The 23,222-nt window shown below is 63.5% G+C and carries 26 protein-coding genes; 10 read left to right on the forward strand and 16 right to left on the reverse strand.

Features of this window, described 5'->3' with window-relative positions; all coding sequences use genetic code 11:
- Nucleotides 1–273: 273 nt before the first annotated feature.
- Nucleotides 274–708 carry a GFA family protein gene (locus ACFX5Q_RS00005; RefSeq protein WP_404274417.1) on the reverse strand — a complete coding sequence of 145 codons (435 nt, stop codon included), beginning with the start codon at nucleotides 706–708 and terminating at the stop codon, nucleotides 274–276.
- 126 nt (nucleotides 709–834) lie between these two features.
- Here ACFX5Q_RS00005 and ACFX5Q_RS00010 point away from each other — a divergent pair, with 126 nt between their 5' ends.
- Nucleotides 835–2,592: an adenylate/guanylate cyclase domain-containing protein gene (locus tag ACFX5Q_RS00010; RefSeq protein ID WP_404274419.1), complete on the forward strand. Its 1,758-nt coding sequence runs from the start codon at nucleotides 835–837 to the stop codon at nucleotides 2,590–2,592.
- A gap of 233 nt (nucleotides 2,593–2,825) precedes the next feature.
- On the opposite strand, the gene ACFX5Q_RS00015 is transcribed toward ACFX5Q_RS00010, so the two are convergent.
- Nucleotides 2,826–3,683 carry an SMP-30/gluconolactonase/LRE family protein gene (locus ACFX5Q_RS00015; protein WP_404274420.1) on the reverse strand — a complete coding sequence of 286 codons (858 nt, stop codon included), beginning with the start codon at nucleotides 3,681–3,683 and terminating at the stop codon, nucleotides 2,826–2,828.
- A gap of 113 nt (nucleotides 3,684–3,796) precedes the next feature.
- Here ACFX5Q_RS00015 and ACFX5Q_RS00020 point away from each other — a divergent pair, with 113 nt between their 5' ends.
- Nucleotides 3,797–4,594 carry a helix-turn-helix domain-containing protein gene (locus ACFX5Q_RS00020; RefSeq protein WP_404274422.1) on the forward strand — a complete coding sequence of 266 codons (798 nt, stop codon included), beginning with the start codon at nucleotides 3,797–3,799 and terminating at the stop codon, nucleotides 4,592–4,594.
- Here ACFX5Q_RS00020 and ACFX5Q_RS00025 read toward each other — a convergent pair whose 3' ends face one another.
- From ACFX5Q_RS00025 to ACFX5Q_RS00035, 3 genes are read right to left on the reverse strand one after another with little or no spacing between them, the layout of a single operon-like run.
- Complete coding sequence (locus ACFX5Q_RS00025) at nucleotides 4,595–5,401, reverse strand: lipo-like protein (protein WP_404274423.1); 807 nt, start codon at nucleotides 5,399–5,401, stop codon at nucleotides 4,595–4,597.
- A gap of 41 nt (nucleotides 5,402–5,442) precedes the next feature.
- A complete protein-coding gene (locus ACFX5Q_RS00030; protein ID WP_404274425.1) occupies nucleotides 5,443–6,387 on the reverse strand; it encodes a CHAD domain-containing protein in 945 nt (314 codons plus the stop codon).
- Nucleotides 6,384–6,857 (reverse strand): CYTH domain-containing protein, encoded by a 474-nt coding sequence (locus ACFX5Q_RS00035; protein WP_404274427.1) that lies wholly within the window; start codon nucleotides 6,855–6,857, stop codon nucleotides 6,384–6,386. Before ACFX5Q_RS00035 ends, ACFX5Q_RS00030 begins: the two co-directional genes overlap by 4 nt.
- Before the next feature lie 91 nt (nucleotides 6,858–6,948).
- Here ACFX5Q_RS00035 and ACFX5Q_RS00040 point away from each other — a divergent pair, with 91 nt between their 5' ends.
- From ACFX5Q_RS00040 to ACFX5Q_RS00055, 4 genes are read left to right on the forward strand one after another with little or no spacing between them, the layout of a single operon-like run.
- Nucleotides 6,949–7,653 carry a CerR family C-terminal domain-containing protein gene (locus ACFX5Q_RS00040; protein WP_404274428.1) on the forward strand — a complete coding sequence of 235 codons (705 nt, stop codon included), beginning with the start codon at nucleotides 6,949–6,951 and terminating at the stop codon, nucleotides 7,651–7,653.
- Entirely contained in the window at nucleotides 7,650–8,603 is a 954-nt protein-coding gene (locus ACFX5Q_RS00045) for an HlyD family secretion protein (RefSeq protein WP_404274430.1), read from the forward strand. The genes ACFX5Q_RS00040 and ACFX5Q_RS00045 overlap by 4 nt, the downstream gene beginning before the upstream one ends.
- A complete protein-coding gene (locus ACFX5Q_RS00050; protein ID WP_404274431.1) occupies nucleotides 8,600–9,520 on the forward strand; it encodes an ATP-binding cassette domain-containing protein in 921 nt (306 codons plus the stop codon). Before ACFX5Q_RS00045 ends, ACFX5Q_RS00050 begins: the two co-directional genes overlap by 4 nt.
- Nucleotides 9,517–10,653 carry an ABC transporter permease gene (locus ACFX5Q_RS00055; RefSeq protein WP_404274432.1) on the forward strand — a complete coding sequence of 379 codons (1,137 nt, stop codon included), beginning with the start codon at nucleotides 9,517–9,519 and terminating at the stop codon, nucleotides 10,651–10,653. Before ACFX5Q_RS00050 ends, ACFX5Q_RS00055 begins: the two co-directional genes overlap by 4 nt.
- Here ACFX5Q_RS00055 and ACFX5Q_RS00060 read toward each other — a convergent pair whose 3' ends face one another.
- Together ACFX5Q_RS00060 and ACFX5Q_RS00065 are read right to left on the reverse strand one after the other, a co-directional pair.
- On the reverse strand, nucleotides 10,654–11,637 hold the full coding sequence (locus tag ACFX5Q_RS00060) for a threonine/serine dehydratase (protein ID WP_404274433.1): 984 nt from the start codon (nucleotides 11,635–11,637) through the stop codon (nucleotides 10,654–10,656).
- A 214-nt stretch (nucleotides 11,638–11,851) separates the two neighbouring features.
- The gene (locus ACFX5Q_RS00065) at nucleotides 11,852–12,175 is read right to left on the reverse strand and encodes a hypothetical protein (protein WP_404274435.1); all 324 of its coding nucleotides are present in this window, start codon (nucleotides 12,173–12,175) and stop codon (nucleotides 11,852–11,854) included.
- Nucleotides 12,176–12,348: 173 nt separating this feature from the next.
- On the opposite strand from ACFX5Q_RS00065, the gene mbfA reads away from it, so the two are divergent.
- Nucleotides 12,349–13,332, forward strand: coding sequence for an iron exporter MbfA (mbfA, locus tag ACFX5Q_RS00070; protein ID WP_404274436.1), 984 nt, complete (start codon nucleotides 12,349–12,351; stop codon nucleotides 13,330–13,332).
- Between the two features lie 8 nt (nucleotides 13,333–13,340).
- Here mbfA and ACFX5Q_RS00075 read toward each other — a convergent pair whose 3' ends face one another.
- Both ACFX5Q_RS00075 and ACFX5Q_RS00080 read right to left on the reverse strand, forming a co-directional pair.
- Nucleotides 13,341–13,685 (reverse strand): antibiotic biosynthesis monooxygenase family protein, encoded by a 345-nt coding sequence (locus ACFX5Q_RS00075; RefSeq protein WP_404274437.1) that lies wholly within the window; start codon nucleotides 13,683–13,685, stop codon nucleotides 13,341–13,343.
- Entirely contained in the window at nucleotides 13,682–14,014 is a 333-nt protein-coding gene (locus ACFX5Q_RS00080) for an NIPSNAP family protein (RefSeq protein ID WP_404274439.1), read from the reverse strand. Before ACFX5Q_RS00080 ends, ACFX5Q_RS00075 begins: the two co-directional genes overlap by 4 nt.
- A 180-nt stretch (nucleotides 14,015–14,194) precedes the next feature.
- On the opposite strand from ACFX5Q_RS00080, the gene ACFX5Q_RS00085 reads away from it, so the two are divergent.
- Nucleotides 14,195–14,869 carry an ArsR/SmtB family transcription factor gene (locus tag ACFX5Q_RS00085; protein ID WP_404274441.1) on the forward strand — a complete coding sequence of 225 codons (675 nt, stop codon included), beginning with the start codon at nucleotides 14,195–14,197 and terminating at the stop codon, nucleotides 14,867–14,869.
- 4 nt (nucleotides 14,870–14,873) lie between these two features.
- On the opposite strand, the gene ligD is transcribed toward ACFX5Q_RS00085, so the two are convergent.
- Nucleotides 14,874–17,396, reverse strand: coding sequence for a DNA ligase D (gene ligD, locus ACFX5Q_RS00090; protein ID WP_404274442.1), 2,523 nt, complete (start codon nucleotides 17,394–17,396; stop codon nucleotides 14,874–14,876).
- Nucleotides 17,397–17,407: 11 nt separating this feature from the next.
- Nucleotides 17,408–18,274, reverse strand: coding sequence for a Ku protein (locus tag ACFX5Q_RS00095; protein ID WP_404274444.1), 867 nt, complete (start codon nucleotides 18,272–18,274; stop codon nucleotides 17,408–17,410).
- A gap of 353 nt (nucleotides 18,275–18,627) precedes the next feature.
- On the opposite strand from ACFX5Q_RS00095, the gene ACFX5Q_RS00100 reads away from it, so the two are divergent.
- Both ACFX5Q_RS00100 and ACFX5Q_RS00105 read left to right on the forward strand, forming a co-directional pair.
- Entirely contained in the window at nucleotides 18,628–18,774 is a 147-nt protein-coding gene (locus ACFX5Q_RS00100; RefSeq protein WP_006200592.1) for a hypothetical protein, read from the forward strand.
- 179 nt (nucleotides 18,775–18,953) lie between these two features.
- On the forward strand, nucleotides 18,954–19,415 hold the full coding sequence (locus ACFX5Q_RS00105) for a thiol-disulfide oxidoreductase DCC family protein (RefSeq protein WP_404274446.1): 462 nt from the start codon (nucleotides 18,954–18,956) through the stop codon (nucleotides 19,413–19,415).
- A 162-nt stretch (nucleotides 19,416–19,577) separates the two neighbouring features.
- On the opposite strand, the gene ACFX5Q_RS00110 is transcribed toward ACFX5Q_RS00105, so the two are convergent.
- The 5 genes from ACFX5Q_RS00110 to dnaJ all read right to left on the reverse strand — a co-directional run bounded on the left by ACFX5Q_RS00110 (nucleotide 19,578) and on the right by dnaJ (nucleotide 23,167).
- Nucleotides 19,578–19,865, reverse strand: a complete 288-nt coding sequence (locus ACFX5Q_RS00110) for a DUF1330 domain-containing protein (protein WP_120017644.1) — start codon at nucleotides 19,863–19,865, stop codon at nucleotides 19,578–19,580.
- A gap of 26 nt (nucleotides 19,866–19,891) precedes the next feature.
- Entirely contained in the window at nucleotides 19,892–20,590 is a 699-nt protein-coding gene (gene pyrF / locus ACFX5Q_RS00115; protein ID WP_404275335.1) for an orotidine-5'-phosphate decarboxylase, read from the reverse strand.
- Nucleotides 20,591–20,607: 17 nt separating this feature from the next.
- Nucleotides 20,608–21,204 (reverse strand): NADPH-dependent FMN reductase, encoded by a 597-nt coding sequence (locus ACFX5Q_RS00120; RefSeq protein WP_404274448.1) that lies wholly within the window; start codon nucleotides 21,202–21,204, stop codon nucleotides 20,608–20,610.
- Between the two features lie 61 nt (nucleotides 21,205–21,265).
- On the reverse strand, nucleotides 21,266–21,871 hold the full coding sequence (gene pmtA, locus ACFX5Q_RS00125; RefSeq protein WP_404274450.1) for a phospholipid N-methyltransferase PmtA: 606 nt from the start codon (nucleotides 21,869–21,871) through the stop codon (nucleotides 21,266–21,268).
- A gap of 165 nt (nucleotides 21,872–22,036) precedes the next feature.
- On the reverse strand, nucleotides 22,037–23,167 hold the full coding sequence (gene dnaJ, locus ACFX5Q_RS00130) for a molecular chaperone DnaJ (protein ID WP_120017641.1): 1,131 nt from the start codon (nucleotides 23,165–23,167) through the stop codon (nucleotides 22,037–22,039).
- Nucleotides 23,168–23,222: the final 55 nt, after the last annotated feature.

The raw sequence follows: 23,222 nt of genomic DNA on the forward strand, positions 1-23,222 counted from the left end.
CAGGGATAACCCATGCGATGTCGGAGGCATCATAGCCTGCAAAGCAGATTGGGACCTTGTTCGCCGACCCCATCAGGGCCAGCAGCTTCGAACGGCTGCATGAACAGGCCGGACAGAAGACTGCACCGACCAATGCGCCAGAACAACGAATTACCTCTTGCAATACGGGAGCCATCCACAGAAGACATCGCCGGCGACCAAGGTGGTTGCGCCATGACCCGACATTTGTGCTGGATGCAGCGAAGGTCGCGATCCGATCCTCGCGGAGGACCTTCAATCCGAAAGCATATCGCCCGATCCGCCGAGTTCCTCAGGCAGGTCTTTCAGCTTGGGAAGGCTATCCTTCATTGGAAGAACCGTCTCCTGGTAATGGACGTGAACTGCCGGTTCGAACTTGAGCGACGGAATGAGCGGGGCGTACACGTCGACAAGGTTCCAGGCCGGCAGTTCGGAGAAAAGATGCCCTCCGCAGGCCGTGCACCAGCGGCGCAGACTTCTTCCGCTACGACTGTAGGTCGCGATGTTTTCGGCTCCCTTCAATATGGTCAAGGCGGACGGGGGCCAAAGAGTGAAGCCGTTGACCGGTGCCCCCGACCAATGGCGACAGGAATTGCAGTGACAATAGCCCATCGCGACCGGTTGCCCGGTGACGCTGAACTCGACTGAACCGCAAAAGCATTTTCCCGTATGCGTTTCAGCGCTGCTCATGACAGGCTCCCGCACGAATGAGGGGTGCTAAGTTCCCAGACGATGTTGCCAACGATCGACGGCGGAGGCAATAGATGTCGAGGAATTCGGCCCGCAACCATGGTCTTGCCGTAGCGGGAGGTAGCCGTGCCGCAACGCGTTATCAGACGGCTAGCAGCGATCGTCGCACTTGACGTCGTCGGCTACAGCCGACTTACCGGCCTCGACGAGGAAGGAACGTTGGCCCGCCTAAAGATATTGCGGGACGCCATTATCGAGCCGGCGATCGCAGATGCACATGGGCGCATCGTCAAGACAATGGGTGACGGGCTTCTGATCGAATTCCCGAGTTCTGTGGATGCCGTTCGTTGTGCCATCGTGATCCAAAGCGGGATGGCGACCCGCAGTTCTGATACCGAGGCGGACCGGCGCGTGGAGTTGCGCATCGGAGTTCACGTCGGCGACGTCGTGGTCGATGGCACCGACCTCCTTGGGGACGGCGTCAACATTGCCGCACGGCTCGAGGGTGTAGCTCCCGCAGGAGGGGTCTCGATCTCGGAGGACGTCTGGCGCCAGGTCGACGGCAAGGTGGCCACCACCTTCTCTGACATGGGCGAGGTCGTTCTGAAGAACATCTCGCGACCCGTCCGCGTCTATCGCGCCAACCTTGGCAAGGAAAGCACGGACCAGCCCCCGTCGCACGCGATGACTCGGGAAGACCTGCCGACGATCGCCGTGATGCCGTTCTCAAACCTGAGCGGCGATCCGGACCAGGAGTTCTTTGCAGATGGCCTCGCCGAGGACATCATCACCACCCTGTCCAAGCTCTCGGGCCTGCGGGTGATCGCCCGCAATTCCAGCTTCATCTACAGGGACCGGGTCGCTGACGTCCGGGACGTGGCCAAGCAACTGGGCGTGCGCCATGTCCTTGAGGGCAGCGTCCGGCGGAGCGGCTCTCGCATTCGCATCTCGGTGCAGCTTATCGACGGGCGGTCCGGCTCTCCCATCTGGGCTGAGCGCTACGACCGCACCATCGAGGACATCTTTGCCGTCCAGGACGAGATCACCCTCGTCCTTGCCACGGAGCTGCAGGTCAGTTTGACGGAGGGTGAACAGGCACGGCTTCAGTACACGACAACGAGCAATGTGGAGGCTTGGACCCAATGGGTTCACGGCCTTTCTTATTACCGACAGGCGGTGACGAAGGAGAACTGCGGTCGGGCGCTTCCCCATTGGGAGAAGGCGCTGGCCCTCGACCCTGGCTCGGCGGCGCTCAACGGAATGCTTGGCCTGCTCCATTATGTGGATGCCCGCTTTGGTTGGTGGGATACCCGCGAGACGGCTCAGCATAAGGCGCGATCCTACGCCGACAAGGCTCTCGAACTCGATTCTGAAAGTGCCGTTGCCTTCACGACGTCGAGCCTTGTGCTCCTGCTGGAGGGACGCTTTGATGAGGCCGCCGCCCATGCCAGAAAGGCCGTCGAACTGGCTCCGGGGTCTGCCGACGCGGCGAGCTTCGCGAGCTTCGTATTCGCCTCCGCAGGTCTCCCCGAGAAGGCCATCGAGTACAGTGAGAGGGCGACGAAGCTCAGTCCCAAGTATCCAGGATATTACCTCGGACATCTCGGCCACGCCTATCGCCTCGCAGGTCATTTTGAGATTGCGATCGCAGCGTTCAAGGCTTACGAGGCGCGCAATCCCGGCTTCGGCCTCGTCGACCTCGTGATTGCATATTGCCAGAGCGGACGTGCTGATTTAGCCGAGCAAACAGCCAAGCGTCTTCTATCCCGACATCCTGACTTCACCATTCGAAGATGGGCTTCGACCCAAATCCGACGCGATCCCACGCAACTTGAGGCCGAGAAGGCCGCCCTTCGTTCCAGTGGCCTGCCGCTCGGGGACTAGACAGCTCAAGAGGCGACTTCGGCCGAACGTGTGCGCATCGCGCAGCCCGACCCACGGCACGACGGGCCGCAGCGGTCGCAATCGACCTGAAGGTCCGCAATTAAAGATCTGAGGTTCGAAGCTGCCAGTCCGCTAACGGCCCACTGCGGTCACTCGAGAACTGGCAGCGGATGACCGCTTCTGGCGCAAAGTGGAAGTTTCGTAGACCGGCCCCGAGACCTCGGTTGTTGCTCTCAATCGAGCGTCAACGCCGCCACCGCGCCCTCATTCATCAGCGGCACGTAGATGGTCGACTTGCCGTCGGTGCCGATGTCGGCGCTGCCCGGCTTGAAGGTCGCGATCACCTCCGGCGCACCGCCCTCATGATAGCGGTAGAGCGTGCCGGTCATGTAGGCGGTGGCATAGATGCTGTCGCCGATGGCGATGACGCCGTCGAGATCGGCGAATTTTTGCGCGCCAGGCAGTGGCGAAACCGCCTTGCTGGCAAGATCGACCGCGAGCAGGCCGCCGGGCTCGGCGGTGCTGAAATCGGGGTTGATGCCCTTGCCCCAGGAGGCGACGATCAGCCTGTTGCCGTCGGCGAAGATGCCGTTGGGCGAGGCAAGTACCGCGTCCTTGACGAACAGCTCCGGTCTGTCGCCGTCGATGCGGTAGATCGTGTCGGCCAGCATGTCGGTGACATAGACCTTGCCCGAGGCGTCGGCGGTCACGTCGTTGAGGAAGACGGCTTGCGGTACGTCGATGCTTGAAACCAGCTTGCCGCTGGCGAGGTCGACGACGCGGACCTTGGTGATGTCGGCGACGTAAAGCTTGCCGCCGGAGATTGCCATGCCCTTGGGTGCGTCCATGCCGTCAGTCCAATGTTGGGTGACGATCTTGCCGTCCAGCGACAAAACCGACAGATAGCCGTTGCCATCTGCGTTGCCGGGATTGCCGACGATGTTGGAGACGATGATGCGCTGGTTGGCGACGTCGAAGAGGGCGGATTCCGGCTGCTCGAAGCCGGAGGCGCGCCAGATCTCGCCGGCCTGGGCAGGCACCGCCGCAATGCCGACGATGGCGAGAAAGGTCGAAATGATGAGGGTCTTCATGGCTGATCTCCTGTGGTGACGGCGAAGAGCTAGGTTTTTCGATACTTTTCCGGAAGGCCTTTTGGCGCTAGTATCGAAGATTGATACGAAATCGCGCGAAAGAGGTGCATTCCATGAACGGTCCGATCTTCGAGGCGCTGAAGCGGACGCTAAAGGCGAAAGGCCTCACCTATCGCATGCTGGCCGAGCGCATGGGCGTTTCCGAGCCGACGGTGAAGCGCATCTTCCATGAGCGCAACTGCAAGCTCGACCGCCTGGTGGAGATCTGCACTGCTGCCGAGGTCGAGCTGGAGAACGTGTTGGGCGCGATGAACCGGGGGCCGGGGCCGGCCAACCACGTGGCGCCGGAGATCGAGCGCAAGCTGGCGAGCCGGCCGGCGCTGCTGTTCGTCTTCATCATGCTGTCGGAGAAATTCACGCCCGAAGGCATCATGCGCTCGCAAAACCTGAGCGAAGCTTCGATGTTCCTCTATCTGCGCGACCTCGAGGAGCTCGGACTGGTCGCGCTCGGCCGCGGCCTTTCGGCGAGGCTGCTGGTCGAGACGCCGATCCAGTGGAATTTCGAAGGCCCGCTCAGGCCACTGTTCGAGGCGACCAACAAGAATTTCATCGGCTGGGCGATCAACCATCTGCAGCGTGAGGCGACATTCGTCAGCTTCTCCCGGCGGATGCGACCGGAGACGGCCGAGATGGTCAGACGCGAGGCGGAGGAACTGGCGGAGCGCGCAAAGCTGCTGGCTCATCACGACCAGCACACGACGCCCGAAGACGCGCTCATCGGCTACAAATGGACCTTTGCGTTCGGCGCGACGCCCTTTCCGGCGATCATGCCGGTTGGCCCGCACGCGCGAGATGCTGCTGCGAAAGCAAAAGATCCGGCCTCCGGGGCACGGCGACCGATGCCTGCGTAGCTATTCGGCGACCTTGATCTCCTGGTCGGAGGTTTTGTCGCCCCAGGTCACCGCCCGGTAGTCGAAGCCATATTCCAGTGTCGGCTTGACGATGCGGAAGAAGGGCGACAGGTCGAAGTCGCGCGGCGTGTAGAGTGAGTGGTGGCGGATGTGCAGGATTTCCCGACGCATATAGCTCGACTGCGCCGAAGCGCGGCCGGGCGCGCGTGTGACCTCGGGCAGGATCGGATAGCGTATCTGGCCATAAGCCTCGGCAATCAGCGTCGAGCAGATCGCCCGCGTCGGGTCGCCGGAGCCGAAGGCCAGCATGCGGCGGCGCCAGCGAACCGGCACCGGCGGCGTCGGCAGGAAAAAGCGCAGCATGTCGAAAATGTTCTTGAGATCGTATTTCAACCCGAGCTTGCCGATCATGAAAGCGACGACCTTGTCGCGGTCTTCCGGCGCCAGGCCGCTCGCCCGGCAGATGCGGGTGTTGTAGGTGCGGTAGCGCGACAGCGGCACGGCGACGCAACCCTCGCCGAGGGTGACCTCGATCAGGCGCCGCCGCTCCGACCCGTCCTCGGGTTCCGCCAGGGCGTCGCCGACATAGAAGGCCGCGTGCGACCAGGTCGACTGCGTCAAATACTTGATGACCGCCGAAATCTTTTGGTTGCCCTCGATGAGCAGGATGTCGCCGGGCTGGAGCGTGCGCCGCAGCGTTTCGGCGTCGGACGGCGTGTACGGCTCGTAGCCGGAGGATTCATCCTGCAGCCGGCCGGCAAGCCAGCGGCCAAGGCGATCGAGAAGCGTTTCGGCGGGCGCGGTCATCGTAGATGGCGATTAGCACAGACCGGCGGTGTGGACCATGATCAGCTGGCGACGGGCAAGCCAGCATCTTCCTGAGCCGCGCCGGCCAGGTCTTCGCGCACCTTGCGGGCGAGCTTTTTTGTCGACCGCTTGGGGCTGTCGCCGAACAATTCGGCCGCGTCGACGAGGCAGGTCTTTCTCAGGCTCTTTTCCGAGCGCTTCAGCAGCTTGGCGAGAAGCTTTGTGTCCTCCGGCGAACCGAGTGGCTCACCATCGGCATCGAGAAGCGCGCGCATGACGAACACGTCGTGCAGGTCGCCCAGCTGCTCGCCCAGTTCGTCGACCGCCTTGCGCCTGGCCTTGATCGGCGTCGGCCACAGCCGGCCGAGCAGCGACAGATGCATGCTGTGGGTCTTGGCCGCCTTGCGCAAATCGTGGAAATCATCGGCCGCGCCGCGGGAGCCTGCCCTGTCCAGCGCCTTGCGAGCCCGGCGCAAGGTGGCGCGGGCGCCGTCGGCGAGGATATCGGCGGCCTGTTCCGGCTGGTCGGGCAGGACCAGCCTTTCCACGCGTTCGAGGCCCTCTCGGCAAGCCGCCGCTGCAGCGCCGATTGCGGCGTCGAGGCCGGCACCGCCATGCAGCTCATGCTGGCGCAGCACCAACCTGTCACGGACGGGATCGAGGCCACCACCGGCGCTCTGCTCGGGAAAGCTCGTTGCAAGCCGATCGATGGTCTCGATCAGCGCCGTCGCCTCGCGCGGGCCGGCGAGCAGGCCCGACACCTGCTTGTAGCATTGGTTTTCGGTCTGGTAGAACGGTTCGTCCCCGGAACGAACCAAGCGAAGCAAGGCACGCACGCTCTTCAGCCGTTTGCGGCACTTGTGCAGCCCCTGTTCCGGCTTCTCGCGTGCCGTATCAAGATGGCCAAGCGCCTTGCCGATTTCCTCGGCCAGGATGCGCCTGACCTCGCCGGTCAGCGGCAGGCGCGGGTCTATGCGAAAGCTCATGCGGCGATCTCCGGAATCCCCCCAAGGGCGAGCGACGCGTTGTAGAACTTGTGCTCGCCGGTGACTTCCCGGCCGAGCCAATCTGGCAGCATTTCGTCCGGCACGTCTTCCGGCGTCTCGAGTTCAGCGACCACAAGCCCCGCCAGCATTCCGCCGAATACATCGACTTCATAGAGATAGCCGCGGTGCCTAACATGGTGGCGTGTCTTCTCGATGACACGTCCGATGGCGAATGCCCGCATCTCCTCGGCCTCGGCCAGCGGGATCGGATATTCGAACTCGTCGCGCTCGCGCGCCTTGCTGCCGAATTTGAGCGTCAGTTCGGCAGAGGTGCCGTCGCTGATGCGCACGCGCACCGTGCGGCCGGGCGCCGCGGCAAGGTAAAATTGTCGAATCCTGATATCCGCCTCGGCCAGATCACGCCAAGCGGTGCTGGAGACCAGGAACTTGCGTTCGACTTCCTTGCCCATGGCCGGGCACTAAAGCGCGGGTGCCCCGAGATGGCAAGTCGAAGCCGAGAATCAATTTGACTTTAATCAATCGATTGATTAAATACGATTGATGAGCAAGAAACCGAGCGCCAAACCTTTGCTTCGCGAAGCTTCGCCTGCCGACCAGACACGCGCTGCACTGGTGCATGCGGCACTCAAGCTGTTCGGGCGGCAAGGCTTCGACGGCACTTCGACACGCGAGATCGCGGCCGAGGCGAAAGCCAATATCGGCTCCATCGCCTACCACTTCGGCGGCAAGGAAGGGCTGCGCGCCGCCGCCGCCGATTATATCGTCGACACCATCCAGGTGATAGCCGGGCAGGCTACCGGCGCGGCCCAGGCGGCCTCACCGGCCACTCCCGAGGCGGCGCGGGCGCAGCTCTTCACCGCGCTGGAGCGGATGGTGGGCTTCATAGTGGCAAGCCCGCAGGCTGGCGAGATCGTACAATTCGTACTTAGGGAATTGTCACATCCGACAGCGGCGCTCGACCGCATCTATGCCGGCGTGTTCGAGCCGACGCATCGCCGGCTCTGCCAGGTGTGGGAGCAGGCGACCGGTGAGGCGGCCGAAAGCGAGGCTACCCGGCTCACCGTGTTCACGCTGATCGGCCAGGTCATCTATTTCCGCATCGGCCGCGAGGCGGTCATGCGCAGGATGGGCTGGAACGAGATCGGCGAGGCCGAGGCCGCCAAGGTGGTGGCAGTGACGGCGGACAATCTCGACGCGATCCTCGCCGCCCATAGTCCGGCCGCCCGCAAGGAGGGCAAATCATGAGTTTTCTCTGTTCGCTGCCGCTTGCCGCCCAGCTGTTTGGCGCCTGCGCGCCGGCCGCACCTTTAGCCGTCGGCTATGTCGAGGGCGACTATGTGCTGCTGGCGCCGATCGAGGTGGCGCAAGTCGCGACGGTCGCGGTCAAGCGCGGTGACCGTGTCGCGGAGGGTACGCCGGTGGTGACGCTGGAAAGCGCAGACGCAAAGATCGCCGTGGCGCAGGCGGAAGCGGCACTCGCCCAGGCGCAGGCGCAACTTGCGGACTTGCAGGTCGGCAAGCGTCCGGAAGAAATCGCGGTGCTCAAGGCGCAAGTCGACATGGCCAAGGCTCAGGCCACCGACGCCAGGCGCAGATACGACCGCGCCAGCGACCTGTTCAAGCGCGGCACCGGCACGCAGGCCGACTACGACACGGCTTCCGCGACGCTGGAGACCGCGAATGCGCAGGTCGGCCAGGCGGAGGCCAATCTCGCCGTCGGCGGCCTGCCGGCGCGCGCCGAGACGATCAAGGCCGCCGACAACCAGGTCAAGCAGGCGCAGTCGGCGCTGGAGCAAGCGCAATGGCGGCTGTCCAAGCGCGTGCTGGCAGCACCCTCGCCCGGCCGCGTCAACGACGTGATCCGCAATCCGGGCGACACCGCCGGGCCGACCGCGCCGGTGATTTCGATGCTGCCGGACGGCGCGGTAAAGCTCAGCGTCTACATTCCGGAAAGCGCGTTCTCATCGATCAAGGTCGGCACGCTGCTCGGCGTCCATTGCGACGGCTGCGGGCCGGATGTGAAAGCGCGCGTCAGCTATGTCTCGCCCGAGCCGGAGTTCACGCCGCCGGTTATCTATTCGCTCGAGAACCGGCAGAAGCTGGTCTATCTGGTCGAGGCGCGGCCGGAGGGCGATGCCGGCCCGCTGCAGCCTGGGCAGATCGTCGACGTCGATCTGGCGGATGGCGCAAAATGAACGTCATCGACGTCCATGGCCTGGTCAAGCGCTTCGGCGACAAGACCGTCGTCGACCATGTGACGATGACGGTGGCCGAGGGCGAGATCGTCGGCTTCCTCGGGCCGAACGGCTCAGGCAAGACGACGACCATCCGCATCATGTGCGGGCTGCTGACGCCGGACGAAGGCGAGGGCACCGTGCTCGGCTTCGACATCCGCACCGATAGCCTCAGCATCAAACGCGAAGTCGGCTACATGACGCAGAAATTCTCGTTCTACGAGGATCTGACGATCGGCGAGAACCTCGAATTCGTGGCCCGGCTCTACCGGCTGAAGCCGGTGGAGGACCATGTGGCGCGGACGCTGGAAGACCTCGGCCTGACCACGCGCCGCAACCAGTTGGCCGGCACGCTGTCGGGCGGCTGGAAGCAGCGGCTGGCGCTTGCGGCCTGCATCATGCACAAGCCGAAGCTGCTTTTGCTCGACGAGCCGACCGCGGGCGTAGACCCAAAGGCGCGGCGAGAATTCTGGGACGAGATCCACCGGCTGGCGAGCGGCGGGCTGACCGTACTGGTCTCAACCCATTACATGGACGAGGCCGAGCGCTGCCACCGCATCAGCTACATCTCCTACGGCAAGATGCTGGCCACCGGCACGGTGGACGAGGTGGTGAAGAACGCCGGGCTGACCACCTTCGTCCTGCAGGGGCCGCGTCTCGACCAGGTGGCCGAAGCGCTGCAGGGCCGGCCCGGCGTCGACCAGGTGGCGCCGTTCGGTCCCACGCTGCATGTCGTCGGCTCCGACAAAAAGGCGCTGCAGGCCGCGCTCGCCGATGTCGAGAAGCAACACAAGGGCGTGTCAGTGGCGCCGGGCGAGACCAGCCTCGAGGACGTCTTCATCCAGTTCATGTCCGGCTCGAAGGACAATATGGCATGAACAGCCTCTTTTCCTTCGCCCGGCTCGGCGCGCTGCTGATCAAGGAGTTCATCCAGATGCGGCGCGACCGCATCACCTTCGCCATGATGCTGGGCGTGCCGCTGATGCAGCTGGTGCTGTTCGGCTATGCCATCAACAACGATCCGAAGAGCCTGCCGGCCGCACTGGTGGCGACAAGCAGCGACCCCTATACGCGGGCCATGGTCTCGGCGCTGCAGACCACCGGCTACTACCGCTTCGACCATGTCGCGCAAAGTGCCGCGGAAGCCGAGTTCCTGATGTCGCGCGGCGACGTCGCCTTCGTCGTCACCATCCCCGCCGATTTCGCCCGCCGGGTGGAGCGCGGCGACAGTCCGCAGATCCTGATCGAGGCCGACGCCACCGACCCGGCGGTGGCCAGCGGCGCCATCTCGACGCTCGGCACCGTCGCCAACCAGGCGCTGCTTCGGGCGCGCGGCATGCAGGAGGCCGCCGCCGACAGCGCCAAGGACCAGCTCGAAGTGGTGGTGCACCGGCGCTACAACCCCGAAGGCATTTCGCAATACAACATCGTGCCCGGCCTGCTCGGCGTCATCCTGCAGATGACGATGGTGATGATGACCTCGATCGCGCTGACGCGCGAGACTGAGCGCGGCACGATGGAGAACCTTCTGGCGATGCCCTCCAGCCCGCTGGAGATCATGATGGGCAAGGTGTTGCCCTATCTGGTGGTCGGCGCGGTGCAGGTGGTGGTGGTGCTGGCGGCGGCAAAACTTCTGTTCGCCATCCCCTTCACCGGCTCGATGTCGCTGCTCTTGACCGCCGTGCTGATCTTCGTGCTGGCGCTGGTGCTGCTCGGCTACACCATTTCGACCATCGCGCGCACGCAGATGCAGGCGCTGCAGCTGACTTTCTTCTTCTTCCTGCCGTCGATCATGCTGTCCGGCTTCATGTTCCCCTATCGTGGCATGCCTAACTGGGCGCAGCTTTTCGGCGAGATCCTGCCGCTGACGCACTTTCTGCGCATCATCCGCGCGGTGATGCTGAAGGGCGCCGAACTGCCGGCCGTGGCGACCGAAATCGGCTGGCTGGTGGTGTTCGTGGCTTTGTTTGCCGGCGTGGCGCTGGTGCGGTTCAGGCGGACGTTGGACTGATCAAGCCGCCGCCATGATTTCCGCATAGGTGCCGAAATCGACATTGCCGCCGGAGAGCACCACGGCGACGCATTTGCCTGCCAGCTCAATCTCGCCAGATGACAGCGCCGCCAGCGCGACGCTGCCGCCGGGCTCGACGACCAGCTTGAGATGGGCCATGGCGTCGCGCATCGCCTGTCGCGTTGCCTGGTCGGAGACGGCAATGACGCCGGCGAGGTTTTTGCGGTTGATCTCGAAGGTGATCGCGCCCGGCTCGGCGACGAGAAGCGCATCGCAGATCGATTGATGACCGGGCTCATTCATCACCCTGGCGCCCTTGGCCAGTGACCGGCGGGTGTCGTCGAAATGCTCGGGCTCGACCCCCCAGACCGAGGTGACCGGCGAAGCGTCCTTGACCGCGATCGAAATGCCGCTGGAGAGGCCGCCGCCGCCGCAGGGGATAACGACCGCGTCGAGGCTCGCGCCAAGCGCCTTTGCCTGGCGTACAAGTTCGAGGCCTATCGTGCCCTGGCCGGCGATGATCCTGGGATCGTCGTAGGGCGGCACAAGAACCATGCCCTGTTCGACGTAAGGGCGAACGACGGTCATGCGGTCCTCGCGGACGCGATCGAAATGCACTACCTCGGCGCCCATCTTGCGGACATTGGCGATCTTCATCGCCGGCGCGTCGGCCGGCATGGCGATGATCGCCTTGACGCCGAACATCGCGGCGGAAGCGGCGACGCCTTGCGCATGGTTGCCTGAGGAGAAGGCGACGACGCCGCGGCTGCGTTCCTCCTCGGTGAGCGACGACAGCTTGTTGTAGGCGCCGCGGAACTTGAATGAGCCGGTGCGCTGCAGCGTCTCCAGCTTGAACAGGATGCGGCCGCCGAAACGCTTGTTGAGTTCTTGCGATTCGATCAATGGCGTTTCGACGATCAGGCCGGAGAGTTTTGCTGCGGCGCTGCGGATGTCGGCGATGCCGGGAAGGGTGGGTGTGTTCATGGCAAACCTTGCAGAAAAGTGATCTCACTATCGTGCACGGGAAGCCATGCCGGGCGCCAACGAAAAAATGTGACCGTTACAAAGTTTGGAGAGTCCTGACACGCGGGCAGCGCTGCCCCTCATCTGGCTGCCGCCATTTTCTCCCCGTAAACGAGGAGAAGGACGCTGTCGCCGGTGGTTTCGCCCATCACCAGCCTTGCTGCGAACCAACCGTTCATCCCAAAAGCGTCTTCCGCCGTTTGGCTCCGCCGACCTTGCGCCAGGCGTTGAAGCGGTGGGTGGCGGCGGCGAAGGAGATCTTCATCTGCTGGGCGACCGAGTAGCGCGACTTGCCGTCATCGAACATGCGGTAGCAGCATTCGACGCCTTCCTCTGTCAGCTTGCCGTCGGGGGTCTTGTTGTGCGGGTTGGCGGGGTCGAATTTTTCGACCTGCTGCTCGACCAGGCCTTTGAGGCGCTGCAGGTCGGCCTCGATGCTGGCGATGAGATCGAGGACGGGCTTTGGGTCAAATGGGTGCGCGTGCGGCTTTTCAGTCATCCGTGATTCCTTTGTTTCGCTTAGGCTCGGCTATATAGGTGAACATTCGCCAATAATGAAGGCCTCGTGGCAACTGCTCGGTTCAACATTTTTTGAACCCCAGGGTGATCGCGATTGACCAGCAACGGACGAGACCATAGTTTAGAACTATTCTAAACTATGGTGACTTCCTCATGCTTTCCCGTGTTTTCGGCTTCGGCCGCCGTTCCTTCGATTCGCTGTCCGATCAGGAGATCCTGGCGCTGGCTATTTCGTCCGAGGAGGATGACGGGCGCATCTACCGCGCCTATGCCGACGGGCTGGCGGAAAGCTTTCCGCAATCGGCCAAGGTGTTCGAGGCGATGGCGGAAGAGGAGGACGGCCACCGCGACTCGCTGATCGAGCTTTATAGAATACGCTTCGGCGAGCGCATCCCCTTGATCCGGCGCGATCATGTGAAGGGCTATTACGAGCGGAAGCCCGACTGGCTGGTCAGGCCGCTCGGCATCGACGCCGTGCGCCGGCAGGCCGAGGCGATGGAGCGGCAGGCCTATCTGTTCTATGTCGAGGCGGCCAAGCGCACCACCGACGCCTCGACCCGAAAGCTGCTCGACGATCTGGCGGCGGCCGAACAGGGCCATGAGAGCTCGGCACACCAGCTTGAACAGGAACATGTGCCGGGCAAGGTCAAGATCGAAGAGGCGAGCGCCGAACAGCGCCAGTTCATCCTGACCTATGTGCAGCCGGGACTGGCCGGGCTGATGGACGGGTCGGTGTCGACGCTGGCGCCGATCTTCGCCGCGGCGTTTGCCACGCACGACACGTTCCAGACTTTCCTGGTCGGGCTTGCCGCCTCGATCGGCGCCGGCATCTCGATGGGTTTTACCGAGGTCGCCTCCGACGACGGCAAACTGTCGGGCCGCGGCTCGCCGGTGAAGCGCGGGCTGACCGTCGGCATCATGACGACGCTGGGCGGCCTGGGCCATGCGCTGCCCTATCTCATCCCGCTCTTCTGGACGGCGACCGCGGTGGCGGCCGTGGTGGTGTTCTTCGAATTGTGGACGATCGCCTTCGTGCAGAACCGCTATATGCAAACGCCATTCTGGCGCGCCGCCTTCCAGGTGGTGTTGGGCGGCGCGCTGGTGTTCGCGGCGGGCGTGCTGATCGGGAATGCTTAGCGATCCCTTCAGCCATTCACCACCCTGCTATCCGCAGGCGCCTCGGCCCGTTCGGTCAGTCCATAATCGCGCACGACATGGGCGATGCGCAAACGGTAGCCGGCAAAGATTCCGCCACGTCCGGCCTTCTGCGCCTGCCTGTGCTCTTCGGTGTTGCGCCAGGCCTTTACCGCGTCCTCGTCGCGCCAGAACGACAGTGACAGGACGCGGTTCGGGTCGATCAGGCTCTGGAAGCGCTCGATCGAGATGAAGCCGTCGATGCCGTCGAGCAGCGGGCGCAGTTCGGCCGCGATGCCGAGATAGGCGTCGCGCCGGCCCGCCGCCGGCTCGACCTCGAAGATGACGGCGATCACGGCAGCACCAATTTGGCGTGCGGCCCGGAGGCGAGCTTCAGGAACATGCGATCCTCCTTCAGGATGAATTTTTCCCGCTTCGCGAGTTCGTAGTTTGCCTTACCGGCCGGATCGGCGGCAAGCCTGGCGCGATAGGCTTCGTAGGCCGCGAGGCTGTCGATGTTGTAGGCGGCATAGGCGGTGGTGGCCGAGCCTTCATGCGGCGCGAAATAGCCGATCAGGTCGGCGCCGCAGCGCGGGATGACCTGCCCCCAGTTGCGCGCATATTCCTCGAATGCCGCCTTGCCGAACGGGTCGATCTCGTAGCGGATGAAACAGGTGATGGTCATTTTTGTCTCCTCGTCAGCTTGGGTCTGTTACGGCGACGCTTCGAGCACGGTCGAAACATTGCGCGCTTGCCTGTGCTAGGCAATTCGATGTCAGGAGCTTTGTGGCGGTCATCGCCATCTCCTTGATCTGATCGCAGGATAGTGGTTTTCTCGCGAGTATGCTTCGATGGAGATGAAACTATGCGTGAAGGACCCGACATAGCCCGCATTGCCAGCCTGGTCGGCGATCCGGCGCGGGCAAACATGCTCTCTGCGCTGATGGGCGGAACGGCTCTGACCGCATCCGAGCTGGCGCTGGAGGCCGGCGTGTCGCTGCCGACTGCCTCGTCGCATCTGTCGAAACTGATGGAAGGCGGCTTGCTGACTTTGGCCAGCCAGGGACGGCACCGCTATTACGGCCTCGCCGGGCCGCAGGTGGCCGGCATGATCGAGGCGATCACCGGCGTCGCGGAAGCCGTCGGTCCCAAGCGGGTGCGGCCAGGCCCGCGCGACGCGGCCATGCGCGTGGCGCGCGTCTGCTACGACCATCTCGCCGGCGAACAGGCGGTGGCGATGCTCGACCGCCTCGTCGACAGAAATGTTCTGGTTCGCGACGACAAGGACATCCGGCTCGGGCCTTCGGCCGCCTCGCATTTCGCGGCGCTCGGCATCGATGTCGAAGCCAAGGCGCGCCGGCCGGTCTGCCGCGCCTGCCTCGACTGGAGCGTGCGGCGCTCGCACCTTGCCGGTACGCTGGGGGCAGCGATCCTCGACAAGATCCTCGCCGATAAATGGGCGCGGCGCGAAAGGGACAGCCGCGCGGTGGTGTTTTCGCCGACTGGCAAGCAGGCGTTCGAGAAGGTGTTTTTGGCTTGATGGGCTAGCTGCGCTTGAGTGGCTTACCCAGCTTGAAGAAATCCTTCCACGGATCGGCTTCCGCCAGCCGCTTCAGCGTCGCCTTGTCGCCAATCGCAAAAGCGTTCGGGGCCAGCCCTTTCTCGATCTCCTTCCAGGTCACCGGCATCGACACCGTCGCGCCCTTCTTGGCCCGCGACGAATAGGGCGCGACCGTCGTCGAGCCGCGGCCGTTGCGCAGATAGTCGACGAAGATTTTCCCCGTGCGCGCCTTCTTCGACAGCGTCGCGGTGTAGCGGTCGGGAGCGGCCTGTTCCAGCGCACGGGCGAAATCATGGGCGAAGGTCTTTGCCTCGTCCCAGTCGGCTGACGGCTTCAGCGGCACCAGCACATGATAGCCCTTGCCGCCCGAAGTCTTGACGAAGTTCGGTAAGGACAATTCGTCCAAGCGGGCGCGGATGTCGAGGGCGGCCTCGCGCACCACCTTGACGTCGACGCCTTCATCCGGATCGAGATCGAAGATGATCTGGTCCGGCTTTTCCAGCTCGTCAACCGTGCAGCCCCAGATATGGGTCTCGACCACGCCGTACTGGACCAGCGCGGCAAGGCCGTCGAAATCCCGGATGAACAATATCTCCTCGCCGTCCGTCGGATCCTTCATCCTCAAAATCTTGTCGTGCATTCCGGCCGAAGCGTGCTTCTGGAAGAAGCGCTGGCCACCAATGCCGTCCGGCGCCCGCACCAGGCTGAGCGGCCGGTTGACGACGAACTGTTCCATGCGCGGCCAGACCAGCGCGTAGTGATCGAGCAGACCCTGCTTGGAAATCTTCTCGTCGGGCCACAGAAGCTTGTCCGGGTGCGAAAGCTTCACCGAGGTCTTCGCGGTTCCGGCCGAAGCGCCCCTCGGTGTCGCCTTGGCGTCATCCGCCTTCGAGTTGCTCCCGGCCTTGCCGGTGGCTTGCTTCGGCTTTTCCTGCACGACTTCCTCCGCCGGCTTATCCTCGCGCAATCCCTGGAACGAGGCGTGGCGGATTATACGGTCGGATGTCCAACTGCGGAACTCCACTTCGCCGACGAGTTCGGGCTCGACCCAGACCAGTCCCTTGCCTTTCGGCACGGCGGCGGAGAAAGGCGAGGTTTTTGCCTTGAGGCTGTCGAGCCGCTTCTTCAGATCCGCGGCCACCTTGCCGGAGAAACCGGTGCCGACGCGGCCGGCATAATGCAGCTTGCCGCCTTCGTGATAACCAACCAGCAGCGAGCGCAGGCCACGTCCGGTCTTGTCGGATGGCAGATAGCCGCCGATGACGAATTCCTGGCGCAGCGTGCATTTCGATTTCACCCAGGTCAGACCGCGGCCGCTGCGGTAAGGCGCATCGGCGCGTTTCGAAACGACGCCTTCCAGGCCCATCCGGCAGACATGCTGCAGCATGACCTTGCCCGGTTCGGCGAAATGGTCACTGAAGCGCAGCGCCGACTGCTCGGACTGATCGCCGAGCAGTTCAGCCAGGGCCTGCTTGCGTTCGACCAGCGGCTCGCTGCGCAGATCCTGGCCGTTGAGCCGCATCAGGTCGAAGGCATAGTAGACGAAGCGATCCGCCCGGCGGGCCGACAGGTCCGCCTGGAGCAGGGCGAAAGACGAGACGCCGCTGTCGGCGAGCACGACGACCTCGCCATCGATGATGGCATCCCGGCACTTCAGGCTGGCAAGCGCGGCGGTGACTGGGCCGTCGAATTTCCCCGTCCAGTCGAGACCGGCGCGGGTCAGCAGCCTGACCTCGCTGCCGGCAAGCTGGGCCTGCATGCGATAGCCGTCGAACTTCACCTCATGCAGCCACTCTTCGCCGGAAGGCGCATCCTTCTGCAAGGTGGCGAGACTTGGTTCGATGAAGCCGAGGCGCTTGGCGTGACCGATTTTCGCCTTGCCGGCGGCCGGTCTGTTGGAATGCCAGACCTCGGCCTTCTTTCCTTTAGCCGTCTTGCCCGCGCCCACTTCCTCGATCGTCAGGCCCGACTTCACCGATTTCGGCTCGTCTTCCAGAATGTCCTCGCCGGGGCGCGCGGCAGAATCGTCGGACTTGATCAGCAGCCAGTTGTCGCGCTTTTCGCCGGAGCGGGGCTTGAGCCTGACGAGATGCCAGCGGCCATGCAATTTATGGCCCTTCAGCTCGAAGCCGATATGGCCCTTCTTCATCGCCTTGGCCGGATCCATCTCGGGCACCCATGTGCCTTCGTCCCAGACGATGACGGAGCCGCCGCCATACTCGCCCTTGGGAATGGTGCCTTCGAACGGCGCATAGTCGATCGGATGGTCCTCGACATGCACGGCCAGCCGTTTCTCGTGCGGATCGAGGCTCGGACCACGCGTCACCGCCCAGCTCCACAGCACGCCGTCATGTTCGAGGCGCAGGTCGTAATGCAGCCGGGTCGCCGCATGTTGGTGGATGACGAAGATGCCGCCGGCTTTTTTCCCGGCCCGCGAGACCTTGCCTGCCGGTTCGGTGGTTTTCCTGAAATCGCGCTTGGCTTGGTATTGTTCGAGGCCGGCCATGGGTCGGCCTCCTATGCCGATTTACGCCTGCCGTCGGCGGCCTTCGGCCTGGCAGTTTTCGCCGAACGCTTCGCCAGCTTTTTCCCCTTCCCCGCGCCGCCGTCCGCCGACAGGCTCTTCTTCAGCGCATCGAAAAGGTTGACGACATTGGAGGGCTTCGGCGCCGCCTTTGGCTTCGGCGCCTTCCTGCCGGCCTTCTTGGCGCGGATCAGTTCGAGCAACGCATCCTCGTATTTGTCGTCGAATTTCGACGGATCGAATTTCGCCTGCTTCTTGTCGATGATGAGCTCGGCCAGATCGGTCATCTCGTCGTCGGTCTTCACCGCCTTGATGTCGCTGAAGACGGTGTCCGGCTGCCGCACCGTGTTGTCGTAGCGCAAAGTGGTCAGCACCATGCCCTTGCCCAACGGCTCGATCACCACCGGTCGTTCCCGCTGGTAGAGCACGATGCGGGCGAGCCCAGCCATTTTCTTGCCCGACATGGCGTCGCGGATGACGGCAAAAGCTTCCTCCGAAACCTTGTCGGCCGGCGAAACATAATAGGGCGTGTCGAGATAGATCTGCTGGATCGAGGCTTTGTCGACGAAGCCGTCGAGGCTCATCGTGTGCGAGGTCTCGATCTGCACCGCCTCGATCTCATCTTCCTCGATATGGACGAACTCGTCGTCATCGACCTCATAGCCCTTGATCTCGTCGCCTTCTTCCAACGGCTTGCCGGTTTCGGCATCGACATAGATACGTTTCACCGTATTGCCTGTCTTGCGGTTGAGGATGCGGAACGAGACCTTTTCGGTATGGGTCACGACATTGGTCAGTTCGATGGCGCAGGTGACCAATGACAGCTTGAGATAGCCCTTCCAGGCGGGACGCGGCGCCATGACGAGTTTCCTGTTCAATGCGGTTCAACCGAGAACGGGCAGGGCGCGTTCAGGTTCCGGCAACAAGCCCGAACGCTTGTTGGCGCGCGCACGGAAATTTCGTCTGGGGCCCAAGCGTTGAAACAGAACCGCGCCCAAGCGACATCCATACGAAACATATGTGATGCAAAAGTCACACAAGCCGAAATGGCGACAGACTGCACGGAAACACCCCGAATCAGCCGCATTCCGGCCACGAACCAGGGCGTTTCGGACCAGAAATTAACATCACGTTCACCGACTATTCACGCCTCGACGCTATCATCCCAGGCAATTCGGAAGGGACATCCGAAATCGGGACAGGGACAGGGAAAATGAAGTTCTGGAATCACATCGCCGGCTACGCCGTCGCCCTCCGCGAGTTCGTCGCGCCGACCTATCGGCCGGAGCGCTATTACATGCGCGGCCCGGGCCCGGCCTGCGCCCGCCGCGGCAATTCGCTGGGCATCAGCGCGCACTGATCATGACCGTCGAAAGCCGTCATGACAGCCGGATCTGCAAACCGGCCGACAATCATCGCGCAACCACCTACCGCGCCGAGCGCCCCGCGCTGGCCGACAGACGGCGTGCGACAACGCCAGGGCTTTGATGCAGCCATCGGCTGGCTTAGTGTCCAAGGACATGAGCAGCCGAGGCAATCGTGACCGACGTCATCAAGCCAATCTCCCTTCCTGATCCAGCCCCTCTTCCTGAATCCTTCGACGCATCCCATCCGCTGATCGTCTTCGACGGCGTCTGCGTGTTCTGCTCGGGTTTTGTCCGGATGGTGATCCGGCTCGACCGCAAGCAGCGCTTCCGCTTTGCCACGGCGCAGTCGCCGTTTGGCGAGGGGCTGTTTCAAAAATATGGACTGCCGACCGACAGCTACGAGACCAATCTGGCCCGCATTGACGGCGCCGCCTTCACCCGACTCGACAGTTTCGTCGCCGTGATGGCCGAACTGGGCTGGCCGTGGCGGGCGGCCAAGCTCCTGCTGCTTTTGCCACGCCCGCTGCGCGACTGGCTCTACGATCGCATCGCCAAGAACCGCTATGCCCTGTTCGGCAGAAGGGACAGCTGCGAGATCCCGTCAGCGGAGATGCGGGAGCGGCTGATTGGCTAGAGCAATTGCAGGAAAAGTGCGTAGCGGTTCCCGTCTGGAATTGCGTAAAAACAAAGGGTTAGAGCGGCTCAACAATTCTATCAAACGTTGAACCGCTCAGGGTCCGGCCGCCATCATCTGCGGCTATTGTTCGCAATCGCGGCTGTCGCCTCTCGATGGGTCTCAGATGCCTTCGACCAGCACGATCTCGCCGTCGGCCACCTTCTGGCGGATCGCGACGGCGCGCTGATACTCCGGCGAGTGGTAGCAATCGTGTGCCGCGGCAAGTGACGGAAACTCGATGATCACGTTGCGTGCGCGACCCGGACCTTCGGCCTTTTCATGCTCGCCGCCGCGCGCCAGGAATGTCGCGCCGAACCGCTCGAAGGCCGGCTTGGCGGCGGCGACATAGTCCTTGTAGCCTTCGGCGTCACGCACATCGACGCGGGCGATCCAGTATCCTTTCGGCATTCGTCTTCTCCGCTTGGTCTTGTGTCTTACGCCGAGCGCATTTCGTCGAGGATCGCTTCTGCAACCGCTCGCCTGTCGGCGGCGCCGACGATCGGCCGCCCGACGACGAGGTGGCTGGAGCCGTTGCGGATCGCCTGCGCCGGCGTCACGACGCGCTTCTGGTCGCCATGGTCGCTGCCCTTCGGCCGTATGCCCGGCGTCACCACGGCCATACCGGGGCCGACGATCCGGCGCACCGCTTCCGCCTCCTCGGCGGAACACACGACACCGCCCATGCCGGCATGCAGCGCCTGTTCGGAGCGCCTGAGCACCAGCGTGTGCGGGTCGTATTCATAGCCGGCGTCGATCACATCCTGTTCGTCCATCGAGGTCAGCACGCTGACCGCGAGCAAGCAAAGCTCGCTGCCCCTGGCGGCTTCCACGGCCGCCCGCATCGCCTTGGGATAGGCATGGATGGTCAGCATCGTCATGCCCATCTTGACGATGTTCTCGACGCCCTTGGCCACTGTGTTGTCGATGTCGAGCAACTTCATGTCGAGGAAGATCTTGTTGCCCCCGGTGGCGAGCTCGCGGGCGAAATCGAGCCCGCCGGCGAAGGCGAGCTGGTAACCGATCTTGTAGAAGGAGACGACGCCGTCGAGCTCGCGCACCGCCTGCTCGGCCTCGCGCAGCGTCGGCAGGTCGAGTCCGACGATCAGCCTGTCTCGCATCGTCTCGGCGTGCATGGCGTCCTCGGCGTCGGTCACGCCTCGATCCGGGTGGACAGCATGCGCGAGGTTTCGATCAGTGTGCGGCATAGGCGCTCCATCGATTGGCGTAGTCTCTCATCCCTGAAATGTCCATCGTCGCCGAAGGCCCCGCTGGCGCCCGACACCGAGCATTCCGCTGTTATCACCTCCATCTGGCAGCGCACCAGCACGGCGCGCAGATGGTTGATGCAGCGTATGCCGGCGAACTTGCCGTCGGAGGAGGAACACAGGCCGGCCGGCTTGCCGGGGAAAGGCCGGAACGAGCTGCCACCATCCCCGCGTATCCGGCTCACCCAGTCGATGCTGTTCTTGAGCAGCGGCGGCAGCGAACCATTGTATTCCGGTGTGGCGATCAGCAGCCCGTCATGCGCGGCGATCAGCCGGCCGAGCTTCATGGCGTTTTCAGGGACGCCCTTTTCCTTCTCCAGGTCCTCATCCATGATCGGCAGCGGATAATCGCCGAGCGAGATGCGGGTCACCTCGGCGCCCTGCATGGCAAGCTCCTTCTGGGCCACGTCAGCGGTCCTGCCGCTGAAGGCGCCAGACCGGACCGAGCCGGCGAAGACGAGGATTTTCGGGACTATCGGCATTGGCCAACCCTGTCGCAGACAGCTATAGGCCGGGCGGCGCTCAAATCCAAAGTGCTTTCAATCAATGCGGCTCGCGCCGGTAGATCCACAGCTGCGTCGGCGGGATGTTGCGGATGATGAAGTCGAAATGCTTGACCGTATAGTTGCCGCGGCCAGGCGGGATCGGCGACAGCGGGCCGTAGGTCAGCTGCACGATCGGCCTGCCTGCCGGGATGCGGTCGAGCAGGCTTTCGATATAGGCGATGCGCTGCGCGACCGGGAAGTTGAGCAGCGGCACGCCGGAGATGACGGAATCGAACACCATGTCGCGCTTGTCGCCGAGCGTCGCGTTGAGATTGAAGGCGTCGCCCTCGATGACGTTGACGCCCGGATAGAGCTGGCGCAGATGGCGCACGAAATCGGTCGAATATTCGACCGCATAGAGATTTTCGGGTTTCACGCCGAGCGCCAGGATGGCGCGGGTGATAACGCCGGTGCCGGGGCCGACTTCGAGCACCGGCAGTCCGGATTTCGGGTTGACGATGGACGCCATCTTGCGGGCGGTGATGGAGCTGGTCGGCACGATGGAGCCGACCGCTTTCGGCTTGTCGATCCAGCCCTTGAAGAATTTCAGCTCGTCGTCGAACTTCTCCGCCAGCGACTTGCGCAATCCGGGTCCACGTGCCATGCGAGCTCTCCTCAACGGCTCCCCCGAAACGCTACTTAGCAGCTACGGGGTTCAAGACAAGGCTCGAGCCGGCATAAGGTGTTGATGACGCTTGGGAAGCGTCGCGGTGCATGTCGCCCAAAAGTGCGTAGCGGTTTTGGGATAGCGACAATGAAGCAAAGGGCATCAGCGATCGCCGAAGGACTCGAAGAAGTCCTTCATGCGGGCGAAAAAGCCGCTCGACTGGGGCGAATTGTCCTGTGAAGACAGCTGCTCGAATTCCTCCAGCAGCTCGCGCTGGCGGCGCGACAGGTTCTGCGGCGTCTCGACCGCGGTCTGAATGTAGAGATCGCCGACATTGGGCTGGCGCAACACCGGCATGCCCTTGCCCTTGAGCCGGAACTGGCGGCCGTTCTGGGTGCCTTCCGGCACCTTCACCTTGGTCTGGCTACCGTCCAGCGTCGTCACCTCGAACGAGCCGCCAAGCGCCGCCGTTGTCATCGAGATCGGCACCTTGCAGTAGAGATCGGCGCCGTCGCGCTGGAAGAATTCATGCGGCTTGACCGCCAGGAAGATATAGAGATCGCCCGACGGGCCGCCGCGCAGGCCGGCCTCGCCCTCATTGGCAAGCCGGATGCGGGTGCCGTCCTCGATGCCGGCCGGGATGTTGACCGACAGCGAGCGCTCCTCGGTGACGCGGCCCTGTCCGGCGCATTTCGGGCATGGGTCCTTGATCGTCTGGCCGCGGCCCTGGCATTGCGGGCAGGTGCGCTCGATCGAGAAGAAGCCTTGCGTGGCCCGTACCTTGCCGTGGCCGTTGCACATGGCGCAGGTGACAGGCTGGGTACCGGGCTTGGCGCCGCTGCCCGAGCATTCCGCGCAGGAAATGGAGGCCGGCACGCGGATCTGCGCGGTCTTGCCGGAAAAGGCCTCTTCCAGCGAGATTTCCATATTGTAGCGCAGATCGGCGCCGCGCTCGCGGCCGCCCGACGAGCGGCGTTGGCGGCCGCCCATCATGTCGCCGAAAATATCCTCGAAGATATCGGCGAAGCCGCCGGCGCCAAACCCTTGCGCGCCGCCATTCATGCCGCCCTGCTCGAAGGCGGCGTGGCCGAAACGGTCATAGGCCGCGCGCTTCTGCGGGTCCTTCAGCGTTTCGTAGGCTTCGTTGATTTCCTTGAACTTGTGCTCGCAGGCATGATCGCCTGGATTGCGATCGGGATGGAACTGCATGGCGAGCTTGCGGAAAGCGCTCTTGAGCTCCTTCTCGTCGGCGCCCTTTTGCACGCCCAGCGTTTCGTAGAAATCAGCTTTCATCTTTTCCCGCTGTCCGGATGCTCAACGTCTTGATGCATACTTTGCGTCGTTTGCC

Origin of the sequence: Mesorhizobium sp. IMUNJ 23033 (assembly GCF_044778005.1) — a bacterium.
In the GTDB taxonomy this organism is placed as follows: Bacteria; Pseudomonadota; Alphaproteobacteria; order Rhizobiales; family Rhizobiaceae; genus Mesorhizobium; species Mesorhizobium amorphae_A.